Source organism: Roseibium sp. MMSF_3544, assembly GCF_030732845.1.
Lineage (GTDB): Bacteria > Pseudomonadota > Alphaproteobacteria > Rhizobiales > Stappiaceae > Roseibium.
Map to the genome: position 1 here is coordinate 51288 of NZ_JASHKA010000028.1, position 22906 is coordinate 74193.

The 22906-nt window shown below is 58.1% G+C and carries 17 protein-coding genes, 1 tRNA gene and 1 rRNA gene; 2 read left to right on the forward strand and 17 right to left on the reverse strand.

Annotated features, from left to right (window positions below; genetic code table 11):
* Nucleotides 1-2: 2 nt before the first annotated feature.
* From RBB47_RS27015 to urtA, 15 genes are all read right to left on the reverse strand, one after another.
* Complete coding sequence (locus tag RBB47_RS27015; RefSeq protein WP_305989031.1) at nucleotides 3-2171, reverse strand: ABC transporter permease; 2169 nt, start codon at nucleotides 2169-2171, stop codon at nucleotides 3-5.
* Nucleotides 2164-2970, reverse strand: coding sequence for an ABC transporter ATP-binding protein (locus tag RBB47_RS27020; RefSeq protein WP_305989047.1), 807 nt, complete (start codon nucleotides 2968-2970; stop codon nucleotides 2164-2166). The genes RBB47_RS27015 and RBB47_RS27020 overlap by 8 nt, the downstream gene beginning before the upstream one ends.
* Before the next feature lie 5 nt (nucleotides 2971-2975).
* On the reverse strand, nucleotides 2976-4043 hold the full coding sequence (locus tag RBB47_RS27025; RefSeq protein ID WP_305989032.1) for a branched-chain amino acid ABC transporter permease: 1068 nt from the start codon (nucleotides 4041-4043) through the stop codon (nucleotides 2976-2978).
* A gap of 3 nt (nucleotides 4044-4046) precedes the next feature.
* Nucleotides 4047-5060 carry a branched-chain amino acid ABC transporter permease gene (locus RBB47_RS27030; RefSeq protein ID WP_305989033.1) on the reverse strand — a complete coding sequence of 338 codons (1014 nt, stop codon included), beginning with the start codon at nucleotides 5058-5060 and terminating at the stop codon, nucleotides 4047-4049.
* 201 nt (nucleotides 5061-5261) lie between these two features.
* A complete protein-coding gene (locus RBB47_RS27035) occupies nucleotides 5262-6095 on the reverse strand; it encodes a helix-turn-helix transcriptional regulator (RefSeq protein ID WP_305989034.1) in 834 nt (277 codons plus the stop codon).
* Between the two features lie 149 nt (nucleotides 6096-6244).
* On the reverse strand, nucleotides 6245-7675 hold the full coding sequence (locus RBB47_RS27040; protein WP_305989035.1) for an aldehyde dehydrogenase family protein: 1431 nt from the start codon (nucleotides 7673-7675) through the stop codon (nucleotides 6245-6247).
* Nucleotides 7675-8826, reverse strand: coding sequence for an iron-containing alcohol dehydrogenase (locus RBB47_RS27045; RefSeq protein ID WP_305989036.1), 1152 nt, complete (start codon nucleotides 8824-8826; stop codon nucleotides 7675-7677). Before RBB47_RS27045 ends, RBB47_RS27040 begins: the two co-directional genes overlap by 1 nt.
* Nucleotides 8827-8907: 81 nt before the next feature.
* A complete protein-coding gene (locus tag RBB47_RS27050; RefSeq protein WP_305989037.1) occupies nucleotides 8908-10164 on the reverse strand; it encodes an ABC transporter substrate-binding protein in 1257 nt (418 codons plus the stop codon).
* A 380-nt stretch (nucleotides 10165-10544) separates the two neighbouring features.
* Nucleotides 10545-10901 carry a zinc ribbon domain-containing protein gene (locus RBB47_RS27055; RefSeq protein WP_305989038.1) on the reverse strand — a complete coding sequence of 119 codons (357 nt, stop codon included), beginning with the start codon at nucleotides 10899-10901 and terminating at the stop codon, nucleotides 10545-10547.
* Entirely contained in the window at nucleotides 10876-12105 is a 1230-nt protein-coding gene (fmdA, locus tag RBB47_RS27060; RefSeq protein WP_305989039.1) for a formamidase, read from the reverse strand. The genes RBB47_RS27055 and fmdA overlap by 26 nt, the downstream gene beginning before the upstream one ends.
* 41 nt (nucleotides 12106-12146) lie before the next feature.
* Nucleotides 12147-12836, reverse strand: coding sequence for an urea ABC transporter ATP-binding subunit UrtE (gene urtE, locus RBB47_RS27065; RefSeq protein WP_305989040.1), 690 nt, complete (start codon nucleotides 12834-12836; stop codon nucleotides 12147-12149).
* Between the two features lie 9 nt (nucleotides 12837-12845).
* Nucleotides 12846-13601 carry an urea ABC transporter ATP-binding protein UrtD gene (gene urtD / locus RBB47_RS27070; protein ID WP_305989041.1) on the reverse strand — a complete coding sequence of 252 codons (756 nt, stop codon included), beginning with the start codon at nucleotides 13599-13601 and terminating at the stop codon, nucleotides 12846-12848.
* Nucleotides 13602-13610: 9 nt separating this feature from the next.
* Nucleotides 13611-14774, reverse strand: a complete 1164-nt coding sequence (gene urtC, locus RBB47_RS27075; protein ID WP_305989042.1) for an urea ABC transporter permease subunit UrtC — start codon at nucleotides 14772-14774, stop codon at nucleotides 13611-13613.
* 10 nt (nucleotides 14775-14784) lie between these two features.
* Nucleotides 14785-15711: an urea ABC transporter permease subunit UrtB gene (urtB, locus tag RBB47_RS27080; protein ID WP_305989043.1), complete on the reverse strand. Its 927-nt coding sequence runs from the start codon at nucleotides 15709-15711 to the stop codon at nucleotides 14785-14787.
* A gap of 170 nt (nucleotides 15712-15881) precedes the next feature.
* Nucleotides 15882-17135 carry an urea ABC transporter substrate-binding protein gene (gene urtA, locus RBB47_RS27085; RefSeq protein WP_371932864.1) on the reverse strand — a complete coding sequence of 418 codons (1254 nt, stop codon included), beginning with the start codon at nucleotides 17133-17135 and terminating at the stop codon, nucleotides 15882-15884.
* A gap of 447 nt (nucleotides 17136-17582) precedes the next feature.
* Between urtA and RBB47_RS27090 the strand changes: the two genes are divergently transcribed.
* Nucleotides 17583-20996 (forward strand): ATP-binding protein, encoded by a 3414-nt coding sequence (locus RBB47_RS27090; protein ID WP_305989044.1) that lies wholly within the window; start codon nucleotides 17583-17585, stop codon nucleotides 20994-20996.
* Entirely contained in the window at nucleotides 20983-21912 is a 930-nt protein-coding gene (locus tag RBB47_RS27095) for a DNA-binding response regulator (RefSeq protein WP_305989045.1), read from the forward strand. Before RBB47_RS27090 ends, RBB47_RS27095 begins: the two co-directional genes overlap by 14 nt.
* Before the next feature lie 466 nt (nucleotides 21913-22378).
* Here RBB47_RS27095 and RBB47_RS27100 read toward each other — a convergent pair.
* Both RBB47_RS27100 and rrf read right to left on the reverse strand, forming a co-directional pair.
* Nucleotides 22379-22455, reverse strand: a tRNA-Met gene (locus RBB47_RS27100).
* A gap of 214 nt (nucleotides 22456-22669) precedes the next feature.
* Nucleotides 22670-22784 (reverse strand): 5S ribosomal RNA (gene rrf, locus RBB47_RS27105).
* Between the last annotated feature and the right edge of the window lie 122 nt (nucleotides 22785-22906).

Consider the following 22906-nt stretch of genomic DNA (forward strand, 5'->3'; position numbering starts at 1 on the left):
CGTCAATCTCCTGCTGCACGGCTGCGCCGGCTGGAATGAAAGCCGCGGAAGGTTTCGACGATCAGCTCGGCGAATTCCGGGTCGTTGATATTGTGGGGGACACGGATCAGCCTGCGTTCGCTGGTCTGGCGCACCGTGTCCTCAAGGGATCTGAAAAGCGCTTCGTTGGCGGCCGGGTCATGAAAGGCCATGCCTGGCGCGTCCAGCAGCGAGACGCCGCCCTCGGGCAGGAAGAACCGGACCGGCGAGGTCATCTCGTTCAGGCGGTTACCAATCCAGCGGCCCATTTCGATGTTTTCATCAACAGTGGTCCGCATCAGCGTGATTTGCGGATTGTGCTCATAGAAAAGACGGTCGCGGTAGCGTTCAGGCACCGTTTCGGGAGCGTTGAAGTTGACCATGTCGAGCGCACCGCAAGCGCCGATATAGGGAAGCCCTGCCCGGATCGATGCGCCGAACCTGTCCTCGTTGGCTGCGAAGACGCCTCCGGCGACCATGTCGCAGATCTCGGTGGTCGTAAGATCGACAACCGCGGTGAGCATGCCGCTGTCCAGCAGCTTTTCCATGGATCTACCGCCGACGCCCGTCGCATGGAACACCAGGCAATCGAAGTCGTCTTCAAGCGCAGCCGTTACCTGTTGAACACAAGGCGTCGTCACCCCGAACATGGTGAAGCCAACCGTGGGCTTGGCGTTGCGAACCGGTTTGCGTTTCGAGCGTGACTTCACGGCACCTGCAAGCGCGCCGGCGCCGTTGCCGAGAACCTCGCGCGTGATCGAATTCAGACCCTGAACATCGGCGACCGAATAGAGCATCATGATGTCGGACGGGCCGACATATTGCTCCACGTTTCCGCTGGCGACGGTCGAGACAATCACCTTGGGAATGCCCACCGGAAGTGTCCGCATGGCTGGACTGACCAGCGCCGTTCCACCCGAACCGCCTGCAGAGATGACACCTGCAACATCCGTCTGCGCTCGCATCCAGCGTTCGAAGGCCAGCGTCATTCCGGCGACCGCGGTACCCCGATCTCCGGTAAAGACGCCGTTGGCACCACGCGGATGAAAGGCCGCAACCGCATGTGGCGGCACCTCGGCGCCCGACGGCTTGCCGCTCGTTGACAGGTCGACCAGCCGGACCGTCAGCTCCTCCGCCTTGATGATGTCACGGATGTAGCGCAGCTCCTCGCCCTTCGTATCGAGCGTCCCGGCAACATAAACGGTCGCACCGCCACCGGTTCGCTGCGCGAACAGCGGCGTGACAGTCTTGGCCGCCGATGCCGCGACGGCCGTCGTTGTGCGCGCGGTGTTTTCAATCACGCGGACAGGAACCGGGCGGGACCATCGTGTCGGCGTCTTGGGATTGGAAAGATAGACACGCTGTACATGCGGCGCGCTCGGCGTTTCGTGATCCGTTTCGGGCTCACGCGCCGGTGCTGGTGTTTCGTCATGCGCATGGCGTCCGACACCGAGAAGGGCCTGCTGCAGGTCCCTGTCGGCCGCCAGCTGGTTAGAGGGCAGGATCCTGTTGATCCGGCCGTTGACCATGATCGCGACCTGGTCCGCGACCGCGCAGGCAACGCCGATATTCTGTTCGATTACCAGGACGTCTATGTCGCCTTCCTGGCCTAGGCGCACCAGCATTTCTGCGACCTGATTGACGATGACCGGAGCGAGCCCTTCGGTCGGCTCGTCCATGACGAGGAGCTTCGGATTGAGCAGCAGAGCCCGCCCGATGGCGAGCATCTGCTGTTCGCCGCCCGACAACTGAGCTCCGCCGTTGCTGCGTCGCTCCGCCAGTCTTGGAAAGACGGAATAGACCCGCTCCGGTGTCCAGGCTCCGCCGCGCCGTGAAACCAGCTGCAGGTGTTCATCGACCGTCAGCGATCTCCACAAGCGCCGCCCCTGGGGGACGTAGCCGATCCCGAGACGTGCAATTTCAGCCGGGCCAAGTCCCGCCAGGTTTTGCCCGAAAAGACTGATTGTTCCCGAGGCGACGGGAACAAGGCCCATGACTGCCTTGCACGTTGTCGTCTTGCCCATGCCGTTGCGGCCGACGACCGACAGAACCCCGTGGTCCAGTGTCAGATTGACCCCTTGCAGAGCATGGGACTGGCCGTAGTAAACGTTGAGATCCTTGATCTCGAGCGCTGCGGAGGAGCGGTCAGCCATGGCCCAACCCCTCTTCGCCGCCGAGATAAAGTGCCTGGACCTCTTCGTCCTCTTCAATTTCAGCCGGTTTGCCTTCCTTGAAGATCTGGCCGTTGTGCATCATCGTCACCGACTCGGCGACACGCAGGGCGACGTCCATGTCGTGCTCGATGATGATGTAACCCATGTGGCTCGGCAGTCCGGTGAGGATTTCGATCAGTTCCTGCCGTTCCGTCGGGGAGAGACCGGCTGCCGGTTCGTCGAACAGAATGAACCTCGGCGCACCCGAGAGCGCCATTGCGATTTCCAACTGGCGCTGCTGTCCATAGGACAGATCGGACACCTTTGTGTCCCGAACGTCGTCGAGATGAACCACATGGACCAGATTTTCCGCACTGGCCATCAGGGCATCGTTGCGACGTGGGCGGACAAACGAAAACCGGCCACGGGACACACCGCAACAGGCCAGATAGACATTGTCCAGTACGGACAGGCCGGAAAACAGAAGCGAAATCTGGTAGGTTCTGCGCAATCCACGCCGGATGCGCTCCTGCGCCGGAAACGCGGCCACTTCTTCGCCGAAGAACCTGATCGAACCGGTTGTCGGTGCGAAGTCACCGGTGATGCAGTTGAACAACGTGGTTTTCCCGGCGCCGTTGGATCCAAGGACGGCACGCCGCTCACCCGGTTTGACGATCAGGTCGATATCGCTCAGCGCCGCAAGAGCCCCGAACAACTTGCTGACCCCGCGCAGCTCCAGCGCGTTCGCTGTGCCAGTGACGCTCAATCGGTCGGATACAGAGGTGCCGGCGGCTTCCAGAAGCGTCACAGCCTGTCCTCCCCGCGATCCAGCAGCGGATCACGCTTGCGGTAGTCCTGCCAGCGGTCCCAAAGGCCAAGCAGACCATCGGGCGAGAAGAAGACGATCGCAAGAAACCCGAGGCCGATGAGCAACTGAAAGCGCTCACCGCTCAGACCGACAGACAAAAGAACGTCGATGGCGAAGGTTTTGAGGAGAACGTAGATGAGCGCACCGATGAACGGTCCGATGGGACGGCTCATGCCGCCGATCACCGCGATGACGAGAATATCGATCGCCGGACCGATACCTGCGGTACCCGGCGAGATCTGTGCCGATTGCCAGGTCAGAAGGATGCCCCCGGTCCCGGCGATCAGCGCCGCGAAAGCGTAGGCCGCAATCCTGTGTGCATTCACATTGTAGCCGAGCGCGGCCATGCGGCGCGGGTTGTCACGCACACCCTGTAAAGCAAGTCCGAACGGTGCGCGGGAGATGTACAAAACCGAGAAATAGGCGACCGCGGCCCAAAACAGGGTCAGGTAGTAGAAGGGAACGCTCTGCCGCCAATCAACACCGAATAGGTTGGGGGGCAACACTCCGTTGAACCCGGAGAAGCCGTTGAAAACGGCATAGTTCTGGCGGGTGAAATAAAAGAACGCCGCCGCAACCGCCAGCGTGATCATGATGGTGTAGATGCCCTCGGTTCGCACTGCGAGCGACCCGACGATCGTGCCGAATATCATCGCGACAATGAGGGCGAGCGGTATGGCGATGTACCACGGCCAACCGAGACTGATGTCCGTAATCGCACTGTCGCCGAAGATCGCGACCATGTATCCCGCGAGCCCGGCAACCGACATTTGAACCAGGCTGACCATACCGCCGTAGCCGCCGAGGAACATGAGGCTGAGAGAAATCATGCCAAGGATGAACGACCAGCCGAACACCTGGTAAAGCGTGAAATCACTTGCAAAGGCCGGCATGATCAAAAGGGCGATGCAGACGACCCAGTAACCGGCCGGGATGCGCTCGAACCAATCCCGCTGACGCGCATCACGTTCCTTGCTGGCCGGGGTGCTTTCAACCAGTGCCATGGGTCACGACCTTCCCATTAGGCCCTGCGGGCGGAACGCCAGTACCAGGACCATGATCAGGAACGTGAGAACGACGGCATAGGTCGGGAAATAGACGGATCCGAACTGCTCAGCGAGCCCGATCAGGAGTGCGCCTAACGCAGCACCGGTGATGGATCCCATGCCGCCGACAATGACGACCACGAGGGAGGCCAGAAGAAACCGTATATCTTCGCCGGGAGCGACAGACTGGAATGTGCCCCCGACAACGCCGGCGATGCCCGCGAGCCCCGCCCCGAACGCGAACACGCCGACAAAGACAAGCTGAATGCGTGCGCCCGTCGCGGACAGCATGTCCCGGTCATCGACACCGGCCCGGATCATCATGCCGATCTGCGTGCGGTTCAGGATCAGCCACATGGCAACCCCGATCACGACCGAGGCCAGGAAAATGACGACCCGTACCACGGGATACTTCAGATAAATGAGCTCTCCCGACGAGCGCTTCACGCCCGTCACGAAAAGGGTCTCCATCGGTCCGCTCAGCCAGCTTGGCGGAGAAATGTTGTAGAAATCTCCTCCAAAGCCCCAGAGCATCAGGTCCGCCATGACGATGGAGATGCCTATCGTAACGAGCGTTTGCCTGAGATCCTGACCCTCCATTCTGCGGAAGATGAAGATCTGCATGAAGATGCCGACAATGGCGACCAAGACGAAAGCGACCGGGAAGGCCAGAAGCCAGAAACCGGTGGAGCTGGCAACGAAGTAGCCGATGTAACCACCGAGGAGATACAGTGAACCATGCGCCAGATTGACGTTGCGCATCAGACCGAAAATGAGTGTGAAGCCGCTCGCCACCAGAAAATAGAGTCCGCCAAGCGTGATCCCGTTGAAAACCGCATTCAGGAACACCTTCTTGCGACCGATGACGTCGACCAGTTCCTTCGGCCACTGCGCAAAGATCAGCCAAATGAAAACAGCTACGGCGAGCAGGATAATGACAGTCCAGACCGGATGTCTTGATGCGAAGTCTCTCATCGGAAACTCCTTCCGGCAGCGGTGCAAAGACCGAAATGTTCATGCCGCAACACGCGACGTCCTCCCTAAGCTCTTTCGACGTTGAGGTCGTTGGCTCAGGAAAAGGCTAAGTGCGAAGCCCCGGAATCGACGTACCCGATAGTCTTCTCTGTTGGCCCATCATCGGCATAATTGGGCTGCAGCGAAGACGAAGCGTGTCAGCTAGGTGACATGGGCTACGCGGCGATAGTCGCTCGGCGGAATGCCGACATTCGACGAAAAGAAGCGGGTAAAGCTTGCTTGCGAGGAAAAACCCAGATCGTAGCTGATTTCCGTGACCGACTTGTCGGTGGTCATGAGATCTGAAATCGCCTGCTCCGCTCTAAGAGTGTTCAGATAGAGATTTGGCGTAATTCCCATCTGCTTTTTGAAAAGCTTGAAGAAATGTGGTCGGGACAGGCCAACTTCGCGCGCCAGCCATTCGACTTCGACTTCTTCGGTATAGCTTTCCTGCATCAACCTGAGCGAACGACGTACCCTGTAGTCGGTAAACCGGTGACGGCTGTCGCTTAGGACGGAAGTGCGATCCGCATGACGCCAGGATTGTTCAAAACACTGCAAGGTTGTCCGATACAAATACCCATCGAAAAGATGGTCGTTTCCACCGTCGAGCAACAGGGATGTCAGACGCTTCACCCAATTGGACACGTCCGGTGTCATCGAGATAAAGGACCTGCCGAAATTCAGTGCAAATTCAGCGGATTGGCTGTTTTCCAGGAACCAGATCGGCTTGATGTAGAGCACCAGGCACATGCAGGCCTCGACCGGATTCTTTTCCTTCAAATGAAAACTGTGCTGTTCCCACGGACTGACCGCCACACCTGTGTTCGGGTCGGCGGCGACCCATTTCCCGGAAACACTGACTTTCGCCTCGGCCCCGCCCAGGTAAAAGATCAGGTGCCCCTCCCTGTGGGCATGCGTGATGATAGGCTTATCCAGCTTATAAAGAGCTGCGCGCCCGAACTCACCGTGGTGAACGGATATCGCTTCGCTCATAGTCCCCTCCTCCCGAGGATTATCGCGATCCTTTATTTTTTCGTTTCCTGAATTAAGCCGCTCAAAAACAGAAATTTGCAAGACAAACGGCCTCACAAAGAGACTTAGAGTTACGAAGTCAGACTGAAATTCATGCTGCAGCGCAGTATTCAGGCACGAATGTATCCGGTCTTGACTGTCGTGAAAAATTCAGCGGCATATCGGCCCTGCTCGCGTGGGCCGAAGCTCGACCCTTTCCTGCCGCCGAAGGGGACATGATAGTCAACGCCGGCAGTCGGCAAGTTGACCATAACCATGCCGGCCTTGGAGTTTTTGCGAAAGTGGTTGGCATGTTTGAGGCTGGTGGTGCAGATCCCCGAACACAGGCCAAACTCGGTCTCGTTGGCGACCGAAAGCGCTTCTTCATAGTCTTTCACGCGAATGACTGCGGCAACCGGACCGAACACTTCCTCGGTATTGATGCGCATGTCGTTGGTGGTGTCGGTAAAGAGCGCGGGCTGCAGGTAGTATCCATCCGTATCCCGGCGCAGGCGCTCGCCGCCGCAGCGCAGGTTGCCACCCTGGGCCCGGCCAATCTCGATGTATTTCAGATCGGTTTCAAGCTGATCTGCGCTGGCGACAGGCCCAATGTCTGTTCCCTCGCTCAGCGCGTTGCCGACCGCTAGCGCCTTGCACCGGTCGACCAGTTTCTCAACAAACCGTCCGAAAATGTCCTCCGTGACGATCAGGCGGGACGAGGCCGTGCATCGTTGTCCCGTGGAAAAGTAGGCCCCATCCACGGCAACATCGACGGCCTGATCAAGATCGGCATCGTTCAACACGACAAGCGGGTTCTTGCCTCCCATCTCAAGCTGGACTTTCCGCATCCTTTTCAGACAGGATTCCGCAACCCTGTGCCCTACCGTCTGTGAGCCTGTGAATGTGATGCCGTCAATCTCGGGTGCATCAAGCATGGTCTGGCCGACGACAGAGCCTTTTCCCATTACAAGATTAAAAGCCCCGTTCGGAACACCGGCCCGGTGCAGAATGTCAGCGAGAACCCAGGCGCAACCAGGCACCAGTTCCGCAGGCTTGAACACGACCGTGTTGCCGTAGCAGAGCGCCGGCGCGATCTTCCAGGCAGGTATCGCGATCGGAAAATTCCATGGCGTAATGATCCCGACGACGCCGAGCGGCTCACGCGTTACCTCAACATCGATGCCGGGCCGTACGGACGGCACCAGATCCCCGGTTTGTCGCACGCATTCACCGGCAAAAAACCGGAAGATGTTCGCGGCGCGGTCCGCTTCCAGAAGGCCTTCGCGAAGGGTCTTGCCCTCCTCACGGGACAACAGGGTTCCGATTTCGTGTTTGCGGGCCGTCAGCTCGTCTGCGGTCTTGTTGAGGATATCGAACCTTTGCTGCGGCGAGGTTCCGCTCCATCCGGGCGCTACCGCGGCAGCCGCGTCAATGGCGGCCTGCGTTTCGGGAACTCCAGCATGCGCGTAAAGGTCAATCACGTCCGAAAGATCAGACGGGTTCCGGTTTTCCGCGGCGCTAGCAGTGGCCACCCAGTCCCCGTCAATCAGCAGAGGTTTCATCAGGCCACCCGGGTTCTTTCCAAATGCACCGATTTCATAATCGAGTAGAGGCTGGAGCTTGAGAGTGCGCGCGGGCTGCGAACGGCCGCCAGATCGGATGCTGCCAGATCCGCGGCGGTTCGAAGCTCTTCCTCACCAATGCCCATTTCATTAAGGCTTTCGGGCAAGGGCAGATTGTGCAGAAACTCCGTCACGGATCGCGCGGGGTCAATCTCACCATTCGGGTCGAAGAGATTTTGCAGTGTACTGAACTTCTCGCGCGCCGCACCGGCATTGAACTGCAGGACTGAGGGCAGCAACAACCGGCTCAAGGCACCCGGGTCGAGGCGTCGGTCCACGACGGTCTCAAGCGCGCACCCGATGGCGTGGATGGCGCCAAGGCCCTTTTGCAGCGCAAGTGCACCGTTCAGGCTTGCGGCCATCAGCTCGCGACGGGCCGTTACACTGTCTTTCTCCAGCACCTTGTGCAGATTGGCAATCACCCGACCAAGTCCGTCGAGCGCAATCCCGTCTGCCGGTGGATTGTAACCGGGAGACAGATAGGCCTCGACACAGCGCCCGAGCGCATCAGCCCCGGCGCTGGCACTTTCCACGGGTGTTGCACCCAGCGTCAATGTCGGGTCGCAGATTGTCACCGTCGGAACCAGCTTCTTGCACATCAGGCGTGTCCGCTCACCGTCCTGAAGAACGACCGGCGCATGAGCGCTGACAGCGGACCCGAAACCCTGAATGCCTGGAACGGCGTAAAGATCGGGAAGATTGTTGCCGATCCGACGGGACCCTCCCGTGGCATAGGAAAAGGTTTCCAGAGGCTGCTGGTGAGCGATCGATATTCTTGAGATTTTCGCAAGATCGATCGCAGTGTTGCGTCCGAATGCGATCAGCAGATCACGATCCGTCCGATCATAAATTTCGGCGATGTGGCGCGCGGCGTTCTCGTTCGGGATATCGGGCACGTCGCTGACGGTTTCGACCGAAGTCCGCACCGGCAGCCCCGCAAGAAGCCTCTCGTACAGTTCGCTGCTCAGATGGGATTCGTCAGTGACGATCAGCGGCCGGGTCTTGCGATTGACTTCCACCTCCGACCACAGCGCTTCTTCCAAAACGCCATCGGCAAAATGAACTCGCGTAACGTAGGTAATGAGAGTCATTGCCAGGTCTCGACAAGAGGCTGCAGGATGCGGCGGCCCTGTAGGGAAACCGGGCGGCGTGTGCCGCCCGGCGCTTTGCGGTCAGTAAGACGACTTGCACTCAGGCGTCTCACGGCTTGGGAGGCCGATCTTTGCAAAGACTTCGGGATCGATACCGAGCGTCTGCGGCACGTTTTCCTTGATCGCAACCAGTTTGGTCACGAGCGTGCCATCATCCTGCTCGGCAACCTCGGACACGAAATTCGCGCCGACAGCCTGACGGTTGCCGTCAAGCGTGATCTTGCCGTTCGGGGCATCGAGTTCCAGGTTGGCGAGGCAGCTGCGGAACTTTGCATGACCGTCAGACAGGTCGCCGCCGACCTCATCGAGGCAGGTCATCGCGGCGGTCGTCGCATTGTAGTACCCCGTTGCCAGAAGCGACGGGCTCGGGAAACGCTGATCCGGCGGGAATGCGTCCTGGTAGGCCTTCACGTAGGTTTTCCAGTTTTCGTCATCCCAGGTGTCCGCCTGGGGCCCTGCCGAAGGCGTTCCAATAAGTGCGTTTTTGGCGTCACCTTTGGAGTTCAGGACGGTGCCGTCAACCATGATGGAACCGCCAATCAGATTGGCATCGCCACCGGCCTGCTGATACTGGTTCAGGAAGTTGACGGCATCACCGCCGCCAAGGCCGAGATAGATCGCATCAACGTCGTCCGGAAGCGAGGCGATGATCGAGCCGAAGTCCTTGGTTCCGAGCGGAACCCAGAAACGTTCGGTGATCTCACCACCGGCCTGGCAGTACTCAAGGGCAAAACCGAACACCTGCGTGTAGATGAAGGAATAGTCCTCACCGATCGTCGCAACGGTTTCCCAACCCTTTTCGTTGAAGACGTAGTCTCCAAGACCCGCGGACCATTGCGCACCATCCGTGTTGAAACGGAAGAAATTGTCAGACGGCGTCACGTAGGTCGTTTCCTGCGCGCCGGAGATCCCATTCAGAAAAGTGACCTGTGGCTGTGTCTTGGAATAGTCCCTGATCGCAATACCCTCGGAGCCCGAGAGCGGACCGATCACAAGGTCGACCTTGTCCTGCTCAACCAACTTGCGCGCGCCGCGCACCGCGCTGTCAGGCGATGCATCCGTGGATTGGATGATCAGTTCGATGTCACGGCCGCCGGCCTTCGGGCCCCGCACAGCCATTGCCGTTCTGAGGCCACGGACACCGTCCTCGCCGAGAACCGTGTATGTGCCTTCAAGCGTCGCAAGGACGCCCACTTTCAGGGGACCATCCGCCGCAAATGCTGCGCCGGTCGACAGAAATGCAGCCGCGGAGACAGCGGCCAGGAGATGCTTCTTCATCCGTTCCTCCCAACGAATACTCAGCCGCTTGTGATCGCATGCGAGGCCGGAATTGGTGTCAATTTCGACCGCCAATTGCGTCTACGGCAATGCGCCTAGGATGCGTCAGGGAGAGACTTCCAACTATCTCGGAGAGTGCGGGTGATATAACGCACAGTCTGTTTTTGCGAATGATTGGCGGCACGAAATCCGGTCAGCAGCTGCCTGGGCTGACAAATTCCGGGCCTGACGTTTCAAAGCCAATACGCTCACTGCAAACACCTGTGCCGCACGCGGTTCAGACGACTCGCCGGGATCCTGGCAGCGCAAGAACAGAGATCTGATGTGAGGAATTTCGTGTCCTGGGCCAACCAAAGAGTGGTCCAGGACCAAGGCCTGTGTCAGCGCGACAGCATCCACGGACGCGCGGCGGCAGACTGTTTGGTGCCATCCGGCCGATGGATTGTGTTCCGTCCACCTATTCGCCCTTTGGACATGCCTGGACCATGTGAGGACAGACGTTTGGGGCTGTCTGCGGCACGTTCATTTGTCGCGTGCGCAACACGTCTCTCGCTGGAAAGCCCCGACACGTTTGGCGCTGTAAGCATTGCTCGTGGCGACACGCTGCCACAAACCGGGCAGGCACAAGGGGACGCATAGTCGGCGAGGGGACGCACGGCCTCGAACGGGCCGTGCTCATTGCAGATGTATTCGTAGACCGGCATGGCTGTCTCAAAGATCCGGTGCAACAGGGACATTGACAGATCCGTCGAGATACTTTGTTGGACCGTCTGGACCGGGCATAAGATCCCCTTCAAAGATATCCGTCGGGAGCCACAAGGTTGCACAGGCATTCGGATAGTCGACGATACCGGAGACATGACCCTGGACGGGCGCTGTTCCGAGGATGGCCAGGGCCTGCTCACGCGAATAACCGAACTTGGTCATGTATTCGATCGCGTTCAGGCAGGCTTGACGATAGGCCTCCGTCATATCGATGTAATGCTGCTTGCCTTCGCTATCGACCGAAATGCCTTCGAAGATGATGTAGTCGTCATATTTGGGAGTCGTCACCGACGGCTTGAACATCGGGTTTTTCACGCCGTATTTGGACATCCCGTCCTTGATCAGGCTGACCTTGACGTGGAGCCAACTCGCCATCTCGATCCCGCCGCAGAAGGTGATTTCACCATCTCCTTGTGAGAAGTGCGTGTCGCCCATGGACAGACCGCCACCTTCTACATAGACGGGGAAGTAACAGACCGAGCCTCGGCTCAGATCCTTGATGTCACAGTTGCCGCCGTTTTCGCGCGGGGGCAATGTCCGGGCCGCCTCGGCTGCAGCTTCCTCGCGGGCCGCTCCAACCATCTTGCCCATGTGGGCTGCCTGGGTGTTGGGAAGCTCTGCAAGAGCCGGATTGCGGCCGGGCGCCGTTTCGAACAGTGCCTTTTCCCGTGCGTTCCACATGTTCAGCATTTCCCGGCTCGGCAGGCAGCCGATAAGACCCGGATGGATGAGGCCTGCAAACCGCACCCCTGGCACATGGCGTGACGTTGTGAACATGCCTTTGAAGTCCCAGATCGACTTTTGTGCGTCGGGGAACTGTTCGGTCAGAAAACCACCGCCATTGTTTTTTGAAAAGACACCGTTAAAGCCCCACAGGCTTCTGTTCAGCGGACCGACATCAAGCAACTCGACGACCATGAGATCGCCCGGCTGCGCACCCTTTACCCCTATCGGGCCAGAAAGATAGTGGACCTGCGGAAGTTCAACATCGCGCACGTCTGATGCGTCGTCATTGTTTTTGATCTGGCTGCCAGTCCAGTCATAGGCTTCGACGATGAAGTCGTCACCCGGTTCGACCCATTCCACGATCGGGATGTCCGGGTGCCAGCGATTGTGGATTTTCTCATTGGTGTGAGGGCTCGCCTCCAGATCCACCTTGATCAGCGTTTCAGTCATGTTGGACTCCTTCCTTGGTTAAGCTTGAGCGTTCCCAGTCGTCAGACCGAGAGGAATGCGGCGACCTTTTCCTCGTCGACGCCATCCCGCGGTTCGTCGTGAACCAGGCGTCCGTTTTCCAGAACCAGGACGCGGTCTGCGACATCGAGGGCGAAAGACAGCACCTGCTCGGACACGACGATCGAAAGGTCGCGTTCGTCGCGGATGCGCCGCAGGACACGGGCCATTTCGCGGATGATCGAGGGCTGGATCCCTTCCGTTGGTTCGTCCAGAAGAAGCACTTTCGGATTCGTTGCCAGCGCGCGCGCGATCGCGAGTTGCTGCTGCTGGCCACCGGAGAGGTTGCCGCCACGCCGGCCCTTCATGTCCAGGAGCACAGGAAACAGTTCGTAGATGTCTCCCGGCACTTTGCTGCGGCCAGAGATCGAAAGGCCTGTCTCGATGTTTTCCTGCACGGTCATCGTGGGAAAAATCATTCTTCCCTGCGGCACATAGGCGATGCCGTTCGCAACCCGCTCGTAGCTCTTCATGGCCGTGATATCGATGCCGTCGACCGCCACGGCACCTTCCATGGTCGGGACAATGCCCATCAGGGACTTCATGAGCGTGGTCTTGCCCATGCCGTTGCGTCCCATGATGGCGATGATCTCGCCGGGTGCGACCGTGAAATCGAGCCCGTGCAGAACCTCGCTCTGGCCATAGGCGACGTGATAATGCGCGACATTCAGCATGTTTGCCTCCTAGTGGCCGAGATAGACGTCGATGACCTTGGGATCCGCCTGCACCTTGGCCATCGACCCTTCCGACAGGATCTTGCCCTGGTGCAGCACGGTGACGCGGTGCGCGATGTCCTCGACGAACTTCATGTCGTGCTCCACCACCATCACGGAGCGGCCCTTGGTTATTTCGTTGAGAAGCTTGGCGGTCTGCTTTCTTTCCGAGACGCTCATCCCGGCAACCGGCTCATCCAGCATGAGAAGTTCCGGGTCCTGAATGAGCAGCATTCCGATTTCCAGCCACTGTTTCTGTCCATGGCTGAGGAGCGCTGCCTGCTTGTCCAGAAGCGTATCGAGAAACACCATTTCAGCGATTTCCTTCACACGCGTGGTGACGTCCGTGTCGCGCTGAAACGTCAGCGCGCCCCAAACGCTGCGCCCCCGGGGAAAGGAGAGTTCAAGATTTTCAAAAACGGTCAGATCCTCGTAAATCGAGGGGTTCTGGAACTTCCTGCCGACACCTTCGCGGACGATTTCGTGTTCGCGCATGGCGGTCAGTTCCTTGTTGTGGAACTTGATCGACCCGTCGCTTGCCTTGGTTCTCCCGCAAATGAGGTCGAGCACGGTGGTCTTGCCGGCGCCGTTCGGTCCGATGATCACGTGGATCTCGTTTTCGTCCACGTAAAGATTGAGATCATCGACTGCCTTGAAGCCATCGAACGAGACGGTCAGATTTTCGATGGACAACAGAAAGTCGGTGTTGTTGCTGAGCGTGTTCACGTTGGCCTCCTACTCTGCGGGCTTTGTGGTCGTCTTGGCACCAAACCCGGCTGCGGGAGGTGGTGCATCGGGTCGGCCCGTGCGCGGGCGAACGGAGACGATGCGATCGACCAGTGGCGCGACGTAGCTGCGGTAAAGGCCCGAAAGACCATTGGGAAAGATCAGGACGACAGCGATGAAAAGCGCGCCCAACCCAAAGAGCCAGAGCTCAGGAAACGTTTCGGAAAACGTGGTTTTGGCCCAGTTGACGAGTAACGTTCCGTAGACAGCTCCGAAGATCGACAACCGGCCGCCGACGGCGCAGAAGATCACCATCTCAATCGACGGCACGATGCCGACGAAGGACGGCGACATGAACCCGACCTGGAGGGTGAACATTGCCCCGCCAATTGCCGACAGCACCGCCGCAAAACAGAAAACAAAGATCTTGATGTTGGAGACGTCGTACCCGGAGAACCGGACACGGTCTTCCTGATCGCGAACCGCGACCAGAAGCCGGCCGAGTTTGCTCTTCAGCACGATCTGGCTGAGCAACAACACGCCGATCAGCAAAGCACCGTTCACGTAGTAGAGAATGTATTTGGCCTCATCCGTGCGGATGTCCCAGCCCTTGAGAGTGCGTAGGTCGGTAATGCCGTTGACGCCGCCCGTGTAGCCCTGCTGTCCAATGATCAGGATGGTCAGGATCGCGGCAATGGCCTGTGTGATGATGGCGAAATAGACCCCCCCGACGCGGCGTTTGAACATCGCGGTGCCAATGATGAACGCGAAGATCGCCGGTACGATGATGATTGCCGCGAGCGTGAAGGTCAGGCTGTTGAAAGGCACCCAGAACCAGGGCAGTGCGGTGATCTGGTTCCAGTCCATAAAATCCGGAATGCCGGGTGTCGACTGGATGGCGGTCGCCTCCGGCGTCGAAGCCTCCAGCTTCAGATACATGGCCATGCAATAGCCGCCGAGGCCGAAGAACACACCCTGGCCAAGGCTCAAGATCCCGCACTTGCCCCAGCACAGCACCAAGCCGACCGCAATGAATGCGTATGTCAGGTATTTGCCGAACAGGTTGAGCCGGAAGATGTCCATGGCGAGCGGCATGACGACAAAGAGAAGTGCAGCAATGACCAGGATCCCGATGAGCTCCTGCCGCGACATGAATGACTTGATGCTTGTCATCAGAACCTCCTCAACGGCGGATTTTCAGGGAGAACAGACCTTGAGGGCGGATCATCAGGATGCCGACCACGGTCAGGAGCGTCAGAACCTTGGCCATGGAGCCGGACAGGAAGAACTCCATTGTCGACTGGGCCTGGCTGATGGCGAAGGAGGATGCGATCGTTCCCAGTAGGCTGGCCGCTCCGCCGAACACGACAATCAAGAACGTGTCGACGATATAGAGCTGTCCGGCGGTTGGTCCGGTCGACCCGATCATCGTGAAAGCGCTGCCCGCAATCCCGGCGATGCCGCACCCAAGCGCGAACGTGTTCCGGTCAACCTTCTGGGTATTGATGCCGACGGCGCCGGCCATCACCCTGTTTTGAACGACGGCCCGCGTCTGCATGCCCATCCGGGAACGGAACAGGATGAAATAGACGCCAATTGCGATGACAAAGGTCAGCACCATCACGAAGATGCCGTTGATCGGGATCTCGATGATGTCGGTCAGCGGAACCGATCCGAGTAGCCAGTTCGGCAGCGAAACACCGACTTCGCGCGCCCCGAATATGGACCGATACGCCTGCTGGAGGATCAGGCTGAGGCCCCAGGTGGCCAGCAGCGTATCAAGCGGGCGTTTGTACAAATGCCGGATGAGCGACCACTCGACCAGCGCCCCGAGCGAACCGGCGGCAACAAAGGCGAGGGCCATGGCGAAGAAAAAATAGACCCCGAACAACGAAGGGAAATACGCTTCGACGAAGTTGGAGCACAGGTAGGTAACGTATGCTCCAAGGATCATGAATTCGCCGTGGGCCATGTTAATGACCCCCATCTGGCCGAAAATGATTGCAAGACCCAGGGCCATCAGGACGAAAACGGAAAACAGGATCAGTCCGGCAAAACCCTGCATGGCGAAAATGGATCCGAGTTCCGTCCAGGTGTAGTCGGCGAACATTGCGCGCGTCTCCATGCTTCGGGGCAACAAGGGCGCTTGAAGCCCGGCTTGGGAAAGGTTTGAGAAGTGGTCAGTGACCAGGCGCTGCGCAGGCTGCGTCCACGCAGCGCCATCTTGTTCACCCTTCAACCGAAAAGGCGTTTCCATCCCAGGGGAGAGATCGGGGCCTTTTATTGGTAGCCTTCGGGGAACGGATCCGGTTCCATCAACTCAGCGGTCTCGTAGATCAGCTCGTACTGACCATCCAGCTGGGCACGGCCAATGCGGGTCTTCGACCAAAGATGATGGTTTTCGTGCACCCTGACATACCCTTCCGGCGCGGTTGTCAGCTCGATGCCCGGTGAGGAGAGACGCACCTTGTCAATGTCGAAACTGCCCGCTTTTTCAACGGCGGCCTTCCAGAGCCATGGGCCGAGATAGGCCGCCTGGGTGACATCGCCAATGACGACATCATCACCCCACATCTCTTTGAAGGCTTTCACGAACGCGATGTTGTTTTCGTTGTCGAGCGACTGGAAGTACTTCATCGCGGCATAGGCGCCCTCGATGTTTTCTCCGCCAATGCCGCGGATCTCGTCCTCGGTAACCGAAATTGTCAGGAGGAGCGGATCTTCCTTGGTCATGTCGATGCCGGCTGCCTTGAGCTGCTTGTAAAAGGCAACGTTGGAGCCACCGACGACGATCGCGTAAATCACATCGGGTTTTCTCAGCTTGATCTTGTTGATGACCGAGTTGAATTGGGTGTGGCCGAGCGGATAGTACTCTTCGCCGACAACCTTGTGCCCAAGCTTTTCGATATGCTTGCGCGCGATCTTGTTGGATGTACGCGGCCAGATGTAGTCCGACCCCAGGAGATAGAAACTCTTGGCACCCTTTTCCTGAGACACCCAGTCGATGCCGGCGATAATCTGCTGTGTGGCTTCCTGGCCCGTGTAGATCACGTTGGGCGACTGCTCCAGGCCCTCGTAGAAGGTCGGATAGTAGAGCATGCCGTTATATTGCTCGAAGACCGGTAGAACGGCCTTGCGCGACGCGGATGTCCAGCAGCCAAAGACGGCGGCCACCTTGTCATTCACGAGGAGTTTCTTGGCTTTTTCGGCAAATGTCGGCCAATCGGACGCGCCGTCTTCCTGGATATACTCAATCTTCCGACCCAGCACGCCCCCCATCGCGTTTATCTGTTCGATGGCCAGTTTTTCCGCCTGCACGGAGCCTGTCTCGGAAATCGCCATGGTACCGGTGACCGAATGGAGAATACCGACCTGCACGGTGTCATCGGTGACCGCAAGTCCGGTCGTGTTCACTTCATCCGCCAGGCTCGGCGTTACGGTGCCGGTCGCAGCGAGGATCGCTGTCGCCGCGGTTCCGGCAAGAAGAGACCGGCGGGACATCCGGGTTTGAATAACGTCTTTCACGCGTCGCATACTTGGACCCCTATCTTTTTCGAGGTTGAAGCAGGGCACCACCGGGCGCCTCTGTCTGCCCCTGAGCGTCGACGCTTTTTGTGCACTGCCGCAATGCGTCACATGCCGTGGGTCAATTGACTGATTCCCGGCCATTTGAATTTGTGAAACAGTATTGGATTGCCTGAGTCAGAATAGAGCGTGCAATCCGTGCATTTGTTTTGGGACTTTACTGGAGTGGAAAAATCTAAAGACGTGAAGTCAAAGTAGAAAAAGACGAATGAATGTGAATTACAGAACTTTATTCAATGATACAGGCACAGAAATTGCAAGTAAGGACGACAAAGGAAGCTGATTGTATTTGATTGATCGAATTCTGCATTCAGTTTGGGCGATATCGCCGAGTAGCGCGGTTGCGATGCACAATATCTGAGCTGCCGGCTGAAACAGGTTCGCAAGGCGGGGTATATGGCAGGTTATCAGCGGGTGGTTCGCTCGCGTCGAACTTATAATCAATGGGTCGCAAATCAGACCTTTGAAGACTATGCCCTTCGCTTTACCGCAAAGAGCGCAAGGCGCTGGTCACCCATATGGGTCGCAAACACCGCGCTCGGAGCCATTTCCTTTCTTGCCCTCGAGGCGATTGGCGCAGCAATCACATACAATTACGGTTTTTCCAACGCTGTCCCGGCCATCCTCTTTGTTGGCATGCTTATCTTCGTAACCGGACTGCCCATCTCCTACTATGCCGTGAAATACGGCGTCGACATCGACCTGCTGACCCGAGGCGCAGGATTTGGGTATATCGGCTCGACGGTCACGTCGCTCATCTACGCCAGCTTCACGTTCATTTTCTTTGCGCTTGAAGCGGCCATCATGGCAACAGCGCTCGAGTTGTTCCTGGGGATACCGCTTAATGTCGGCTACCTGATCTGCTCCCTGATTGTCATCCCCATGGTGATATACGGGATCACGCTCATCAGCCGGCTGCAGGTCTATACGCAACCGCTCTGGATCATTCTCCAATTGCTTCCGTTCGCCTTCCTTGCCTGGCAAGGTCTTGCACCTGTTGAAGAGTGGCAAAGCTTTTCCGGGCGGCTGGGAGATGAAGCCGGTCATTTCGACCTATTGCTCTTTGGCGCCGCCAGCGCAGTGCTGTTCTCGCTTATTGCGCAGATTGGCGAGCAGGTGGACTTTCTGCGGTTTTTGCCGCGCCAAAGGCAAGGGCGCCGGCTGAGTTGGTGGTTCGCGCTTCTGGCCGCAGGACCGGGATGGATTGTGATCGGGGTTTTCAAGCTTCTGCTTGGATCGTTTTTGGTTGTCGTCGCACTCCAGAGCGGTCTGGAACCCGACAAGGCCGTTGAGCCGACGCACATGTATCTGGTTGCCTTCAGCAAGGTAACCACACCTGAAGTCGCGATCGCGCTGACGGGCATTTTCGTAATCGTGTGCCAGATCAAGATCAACGTCACCAATTCCTATGCAGGCTCCATCGCCTGGTCAAACTTCTTCTCACGCCTGACCCACAGCCACCCCGGACGCGTCGTCTGGCTGGTATTCAACGTTATCATCGCACTCACGTTGATGGAGTTGGGCGTCTACAAGGCGCTTGAACGGACCCTTGGCCTCTATTCGATTGTTGCGGTCGCCTGGATCGGCGCGTTGTTCGCCGATCTTGTGATCAACAAGCCGTTGGGGCTCAGCCCGCCGTATATCGAATTCAAACGCGCCCATCTTTACGACATCAATCCTGTCGGGCTTGGGTCGATGACGGCTGCCAGCGTCATGGCATTTGTCGCTTATGCCGGATTTTTCGGCCAGACCGCACACGCGCTCGCAAGCTATATCGCCCTGTTCACTGCCATTCTTCTGGCACCATTGATCGCCTACGCCACAAAGGGACGCTTTTATATTGCCCGCGATGCGGTTGAACTGGTTTCGGAAACCGGCGAAAAGAAGCAAAAGATCCAGTGCTGCATTTGCGAACACACGTTTGAGCATGAAGACATGACTCATTGTCCCGTCTATTCCGGGCCGATCTGCTCCCTATGCTGTTCCCTGGACGCGCGGTGTGAAGATGATTGCAAGGAAAATGCCCGATGGGGAGATCAGATTTCCATGCTGCTGCACGCGCTCCTGCCGTCGCAGGCGGCTGTCTGGCTCGGATCGCGTGTGGGGATCTATCTCGGGGTCATGCTGGTCATGACCGCTTCGCTTGGCGGCATCCTCTATCTCGTCTTCGTTGAGGCGTCGACGCAAGGCGCCGACATGGGAACAAACGCTGTCGCCAGAGCCTTGACGCAGGTGTTCTTCATCTTGCTGCTGATCGCAGGCGTGATGGGCTGGTTGTTTGTTCTGGTTCACGAAAGCCGGAAATTTGCCAATGACGAGACCCGGCGACAGACAAGCCTGCTGATGAAGGAGATACGGGCGCACAAGCGCACCGACGCCAAGCTCCAGAAGGCCAAGGAAGTGGCTGAATCCGCCAACAAGGCAAAGAGCCGTTACGTCGTCGGCATCAGTCACGAGTTGCGGTCTCCGCTAAACGCCATAGCGGGATATGCCCAACTGATGCGCAAGGACCCGACAATCCCCGCTCATCGCCGAGACGCTGTCAAGGTAATCCAGCATTCGGCGGATCACCTGGCGGGGTTGATCGAAGGCCTGCTCGACATTTCGAAGATCGAAGCCGGTCACCTGACGATCTACCGTGAACGCTTCAATTTGCACGAGTTTCTCACCCAGATCGTCGACATGTTCCGATTGCAGACCGATGCTAAGGCATTGCAGTTCTCGTTCTTGCCCGCAGAAAACCTCCCCATGTTCGTCTTTGGGGATGAAAAGCGGCTGCGCCAGGTGCTCATCAATCTGCTGTCCAACGCAATCAAGTGGACGGACAGCGGCAGCGTGAGCCTTGCAGTGGATTACCATAGTCAGGTCGCGGAGTTTTCAGTCACCGATACCGGAATAGGGATCGCGGAGGAAAATCTGAGCCGCATCTTCAATCCATTCGAACGCGTGGAGGACGAAGGGCAGGCCGGCGTGCCGGGAACAGGGCTGGGCCTGACGATCACCAAGCTTCTCAGTGAAATTATGGGTGGCGACATCCAGGTGGAAAGTGAACTCGGCAAGGGCAGCAGGTTCAAGGTTCGCATTCTGTTGAGTGCAGCCGAAGCGCCCGCTGAAGTCACGCGCGCCGAAAAACGCGTCAACGGTTACGAAGGGCCGATGCAAACCGTCATGGTCGTTGACGACGATGCCGCGCAACGTGCCCTGATCCAGGACTTTCTGGGACCGCTTGGCTTCAAAGTGCTGGCAGCAAGCAGCGCCCATGAGTGCCTTCAGATGGTGGGGGCCGAAACCCCAAACGCCTTTCTCCTCGACATCAGCATGCCAGGCATGAGTGGCTGGGATTTGGCCAGAAGACTGCGCGAAGAGGGCCACGGTGACGCGGTCATCATCATGGTCTCGGCGAATGCGGACGAGAGCGGACGCGATCCTCTGCACCGGATCTACCATGACGACTACCTGGTGAAGCCGGTGCGGTTGAAGGATCTACAGGACCGGTTGGGTCAGGGCCTGAAAATTGTCTGGCGGAAGGATACGCCGGAAAGCACCCCACAAACCCGGCAGCCGGCCGTCGTCTCGGGACTGACGTTTGGCAAAGGCAGCCTGCCATCCGAAGAAAGCCTGGAGATGTTGAAACAGTTGAGCAGCCTTGGGTATGTGCGCGGGATTCGCGCCAAGCTTGACGACATTGAAGCGCACGAGCCGCACGCGGCAGACTTTGTCGTGCACATGCGCCGGCTGATCCGCGAATTCGACCTCACGCAATACGACAAGATATTGGAAAGGGTTGGACATGATCATGAATGCTCCTAGCCCGAGCGAAACCGTTCTGGTCGTCGACGATGCCCCCGCCAGTCTGGGAATGTTGACCGACGCGCTGGAAGAAGCCGGATATACGGTCCTGGTCGCACAGGATGGGCGCAAGGCACTGGATATCGCCAACAGGATAACCCCGAGCGCGATCTTGATGGACGCCATCATGCCGGAGCTTGACGGTTTTGAAACAAGCAAGAAAATCAAGCAACTGGACGCGCTGCGCGACGTGCCGGTGGTTTTCATGACCGGCCTAAGTCAAACGGAACACATTGTGCGCGGGCTGGAATCGGGCGGTGTCGACTATGTGACCAAGCCGGTCGACCCGGAAGAACTCATCGCAAGGCTCCGCGTTCATATCTCAAATGCGCGCAACTCGCACAGCGCACACGTGGCCCTCGACGCAGCGGGACGGTTTCTCATTTCGGTTGATCTGTCGGGCGCAATCTGCTGGGCCACGCCCCAGGCAATCGCCTTGATCGGAGGAATAGAGGCCGGCGAAGGGGAGTTTGTCGGACAGCTGCCAAAAGACGCCGTTGAATGGCTGCGCAGCTATTTGATGGACACGGGGAGAGCGCCCCCTAAGGACAATGATTTTGTCGCAACACTCACCGGTCTCTCGCTCACTTTCAGCTACGCTGGCCAGATCAGTTCGGGCGAACATCTCTTGCGGGTCGCAGAAACCGCCGACGGCAACCCGTCGGACATCCTTCGCAGATCCTTTGACCTGACTGAACGAGAGTCTGAAGTGCTGACGTGGATCGCCAACGGAAAATCAAACAAGGAAATTGCCGCCATTCTGGACATGAGCCCCAGGACGGTCAACAAGCACCTGGACCGGATCTTCGGAAAGCTCGGCGTCGAGAACCGCACGTCTGCAGCCGTCGTTTCGCTGAAACGGATACTGGAAGGGTGATCCGCTTTCAGGGCCAACGAGACCGTATCCTTCTGTTTTTGCAGCACCCGCGTGTCTGACGCGGGTTTTGAGTTCCCCAAACGCAAAAACCCGGCTTGGTTGCCGGGTTGTTTTGGTTGCGGGAGCAGGATTTGAACCGTTCGGGCTACAATCGATTCACTGGATCGATTGCTTGACGCCCTCACCCTTCAGGTTATGAGCCTGACGAGGAGGTGAGGTCGGAGAAGTGCAAGGACTGGTGGACGTTTAGTCGGGCAAGCGGACTGCCAGTCGACTAAAGAGGCGGGTTTTGAGTTCCCCAAACGCAAAAAACCCGGCTTGGTTGCCGGGTTGTTTTGGTTGCGGGAGCAGGATTTGGTGGGTTTCTGCCCCGTTGCGTCGGACGATGTCCTCCTTCCGGGGACCCCGTCAGGTCAAAATCGACGACCCCTTCCAACAAAAAACCCGGCTTGGTGCCGGGTTGTTTTGGTTGCGGGAGCAGGATTTGAACCTGCGACCTTCAGGTTATGAGCCTGACGAGCTACCGGGCTGCTCCATCCCGCGTTGTTGTTTCCTCTCCGTGGTAACGTGGCCTATCCAGGTCACGTCTTCAGCCCTTCATTTTTGTTTTGTTTGTCCTCGGCGCTTTGCGCCTGCGGGCAAACGGGAGCTGCTCCACGGTGCCGGCACCCTGGTGCTTTTGAGGCTTTTAGGTGCTGGACTGTCCGGGCCTTGCCCGGGAAGCTGTATCATCGTTGAGATAAACTGCGTTTAGCAGGCCTGGCGGCGACCTACTCTCCCACACCTTAAGATGCAGTACCATTGGCGCTGGGGAGTTTCACGGCCGAGTTCGGGATGGGATCGGGTGGGGGCTCCCCGCTGAGGCCACCAGGCCGGCGAAGCGCAGTTTTGTCGTGAACTGGTCTATTTCAGATAAGCATTGAGTAATGAGAGCGATCAAGCCGAACGAGCTATTAGTAAAGCTAAGCTTCATGTGTTGCCACACTTCCACACG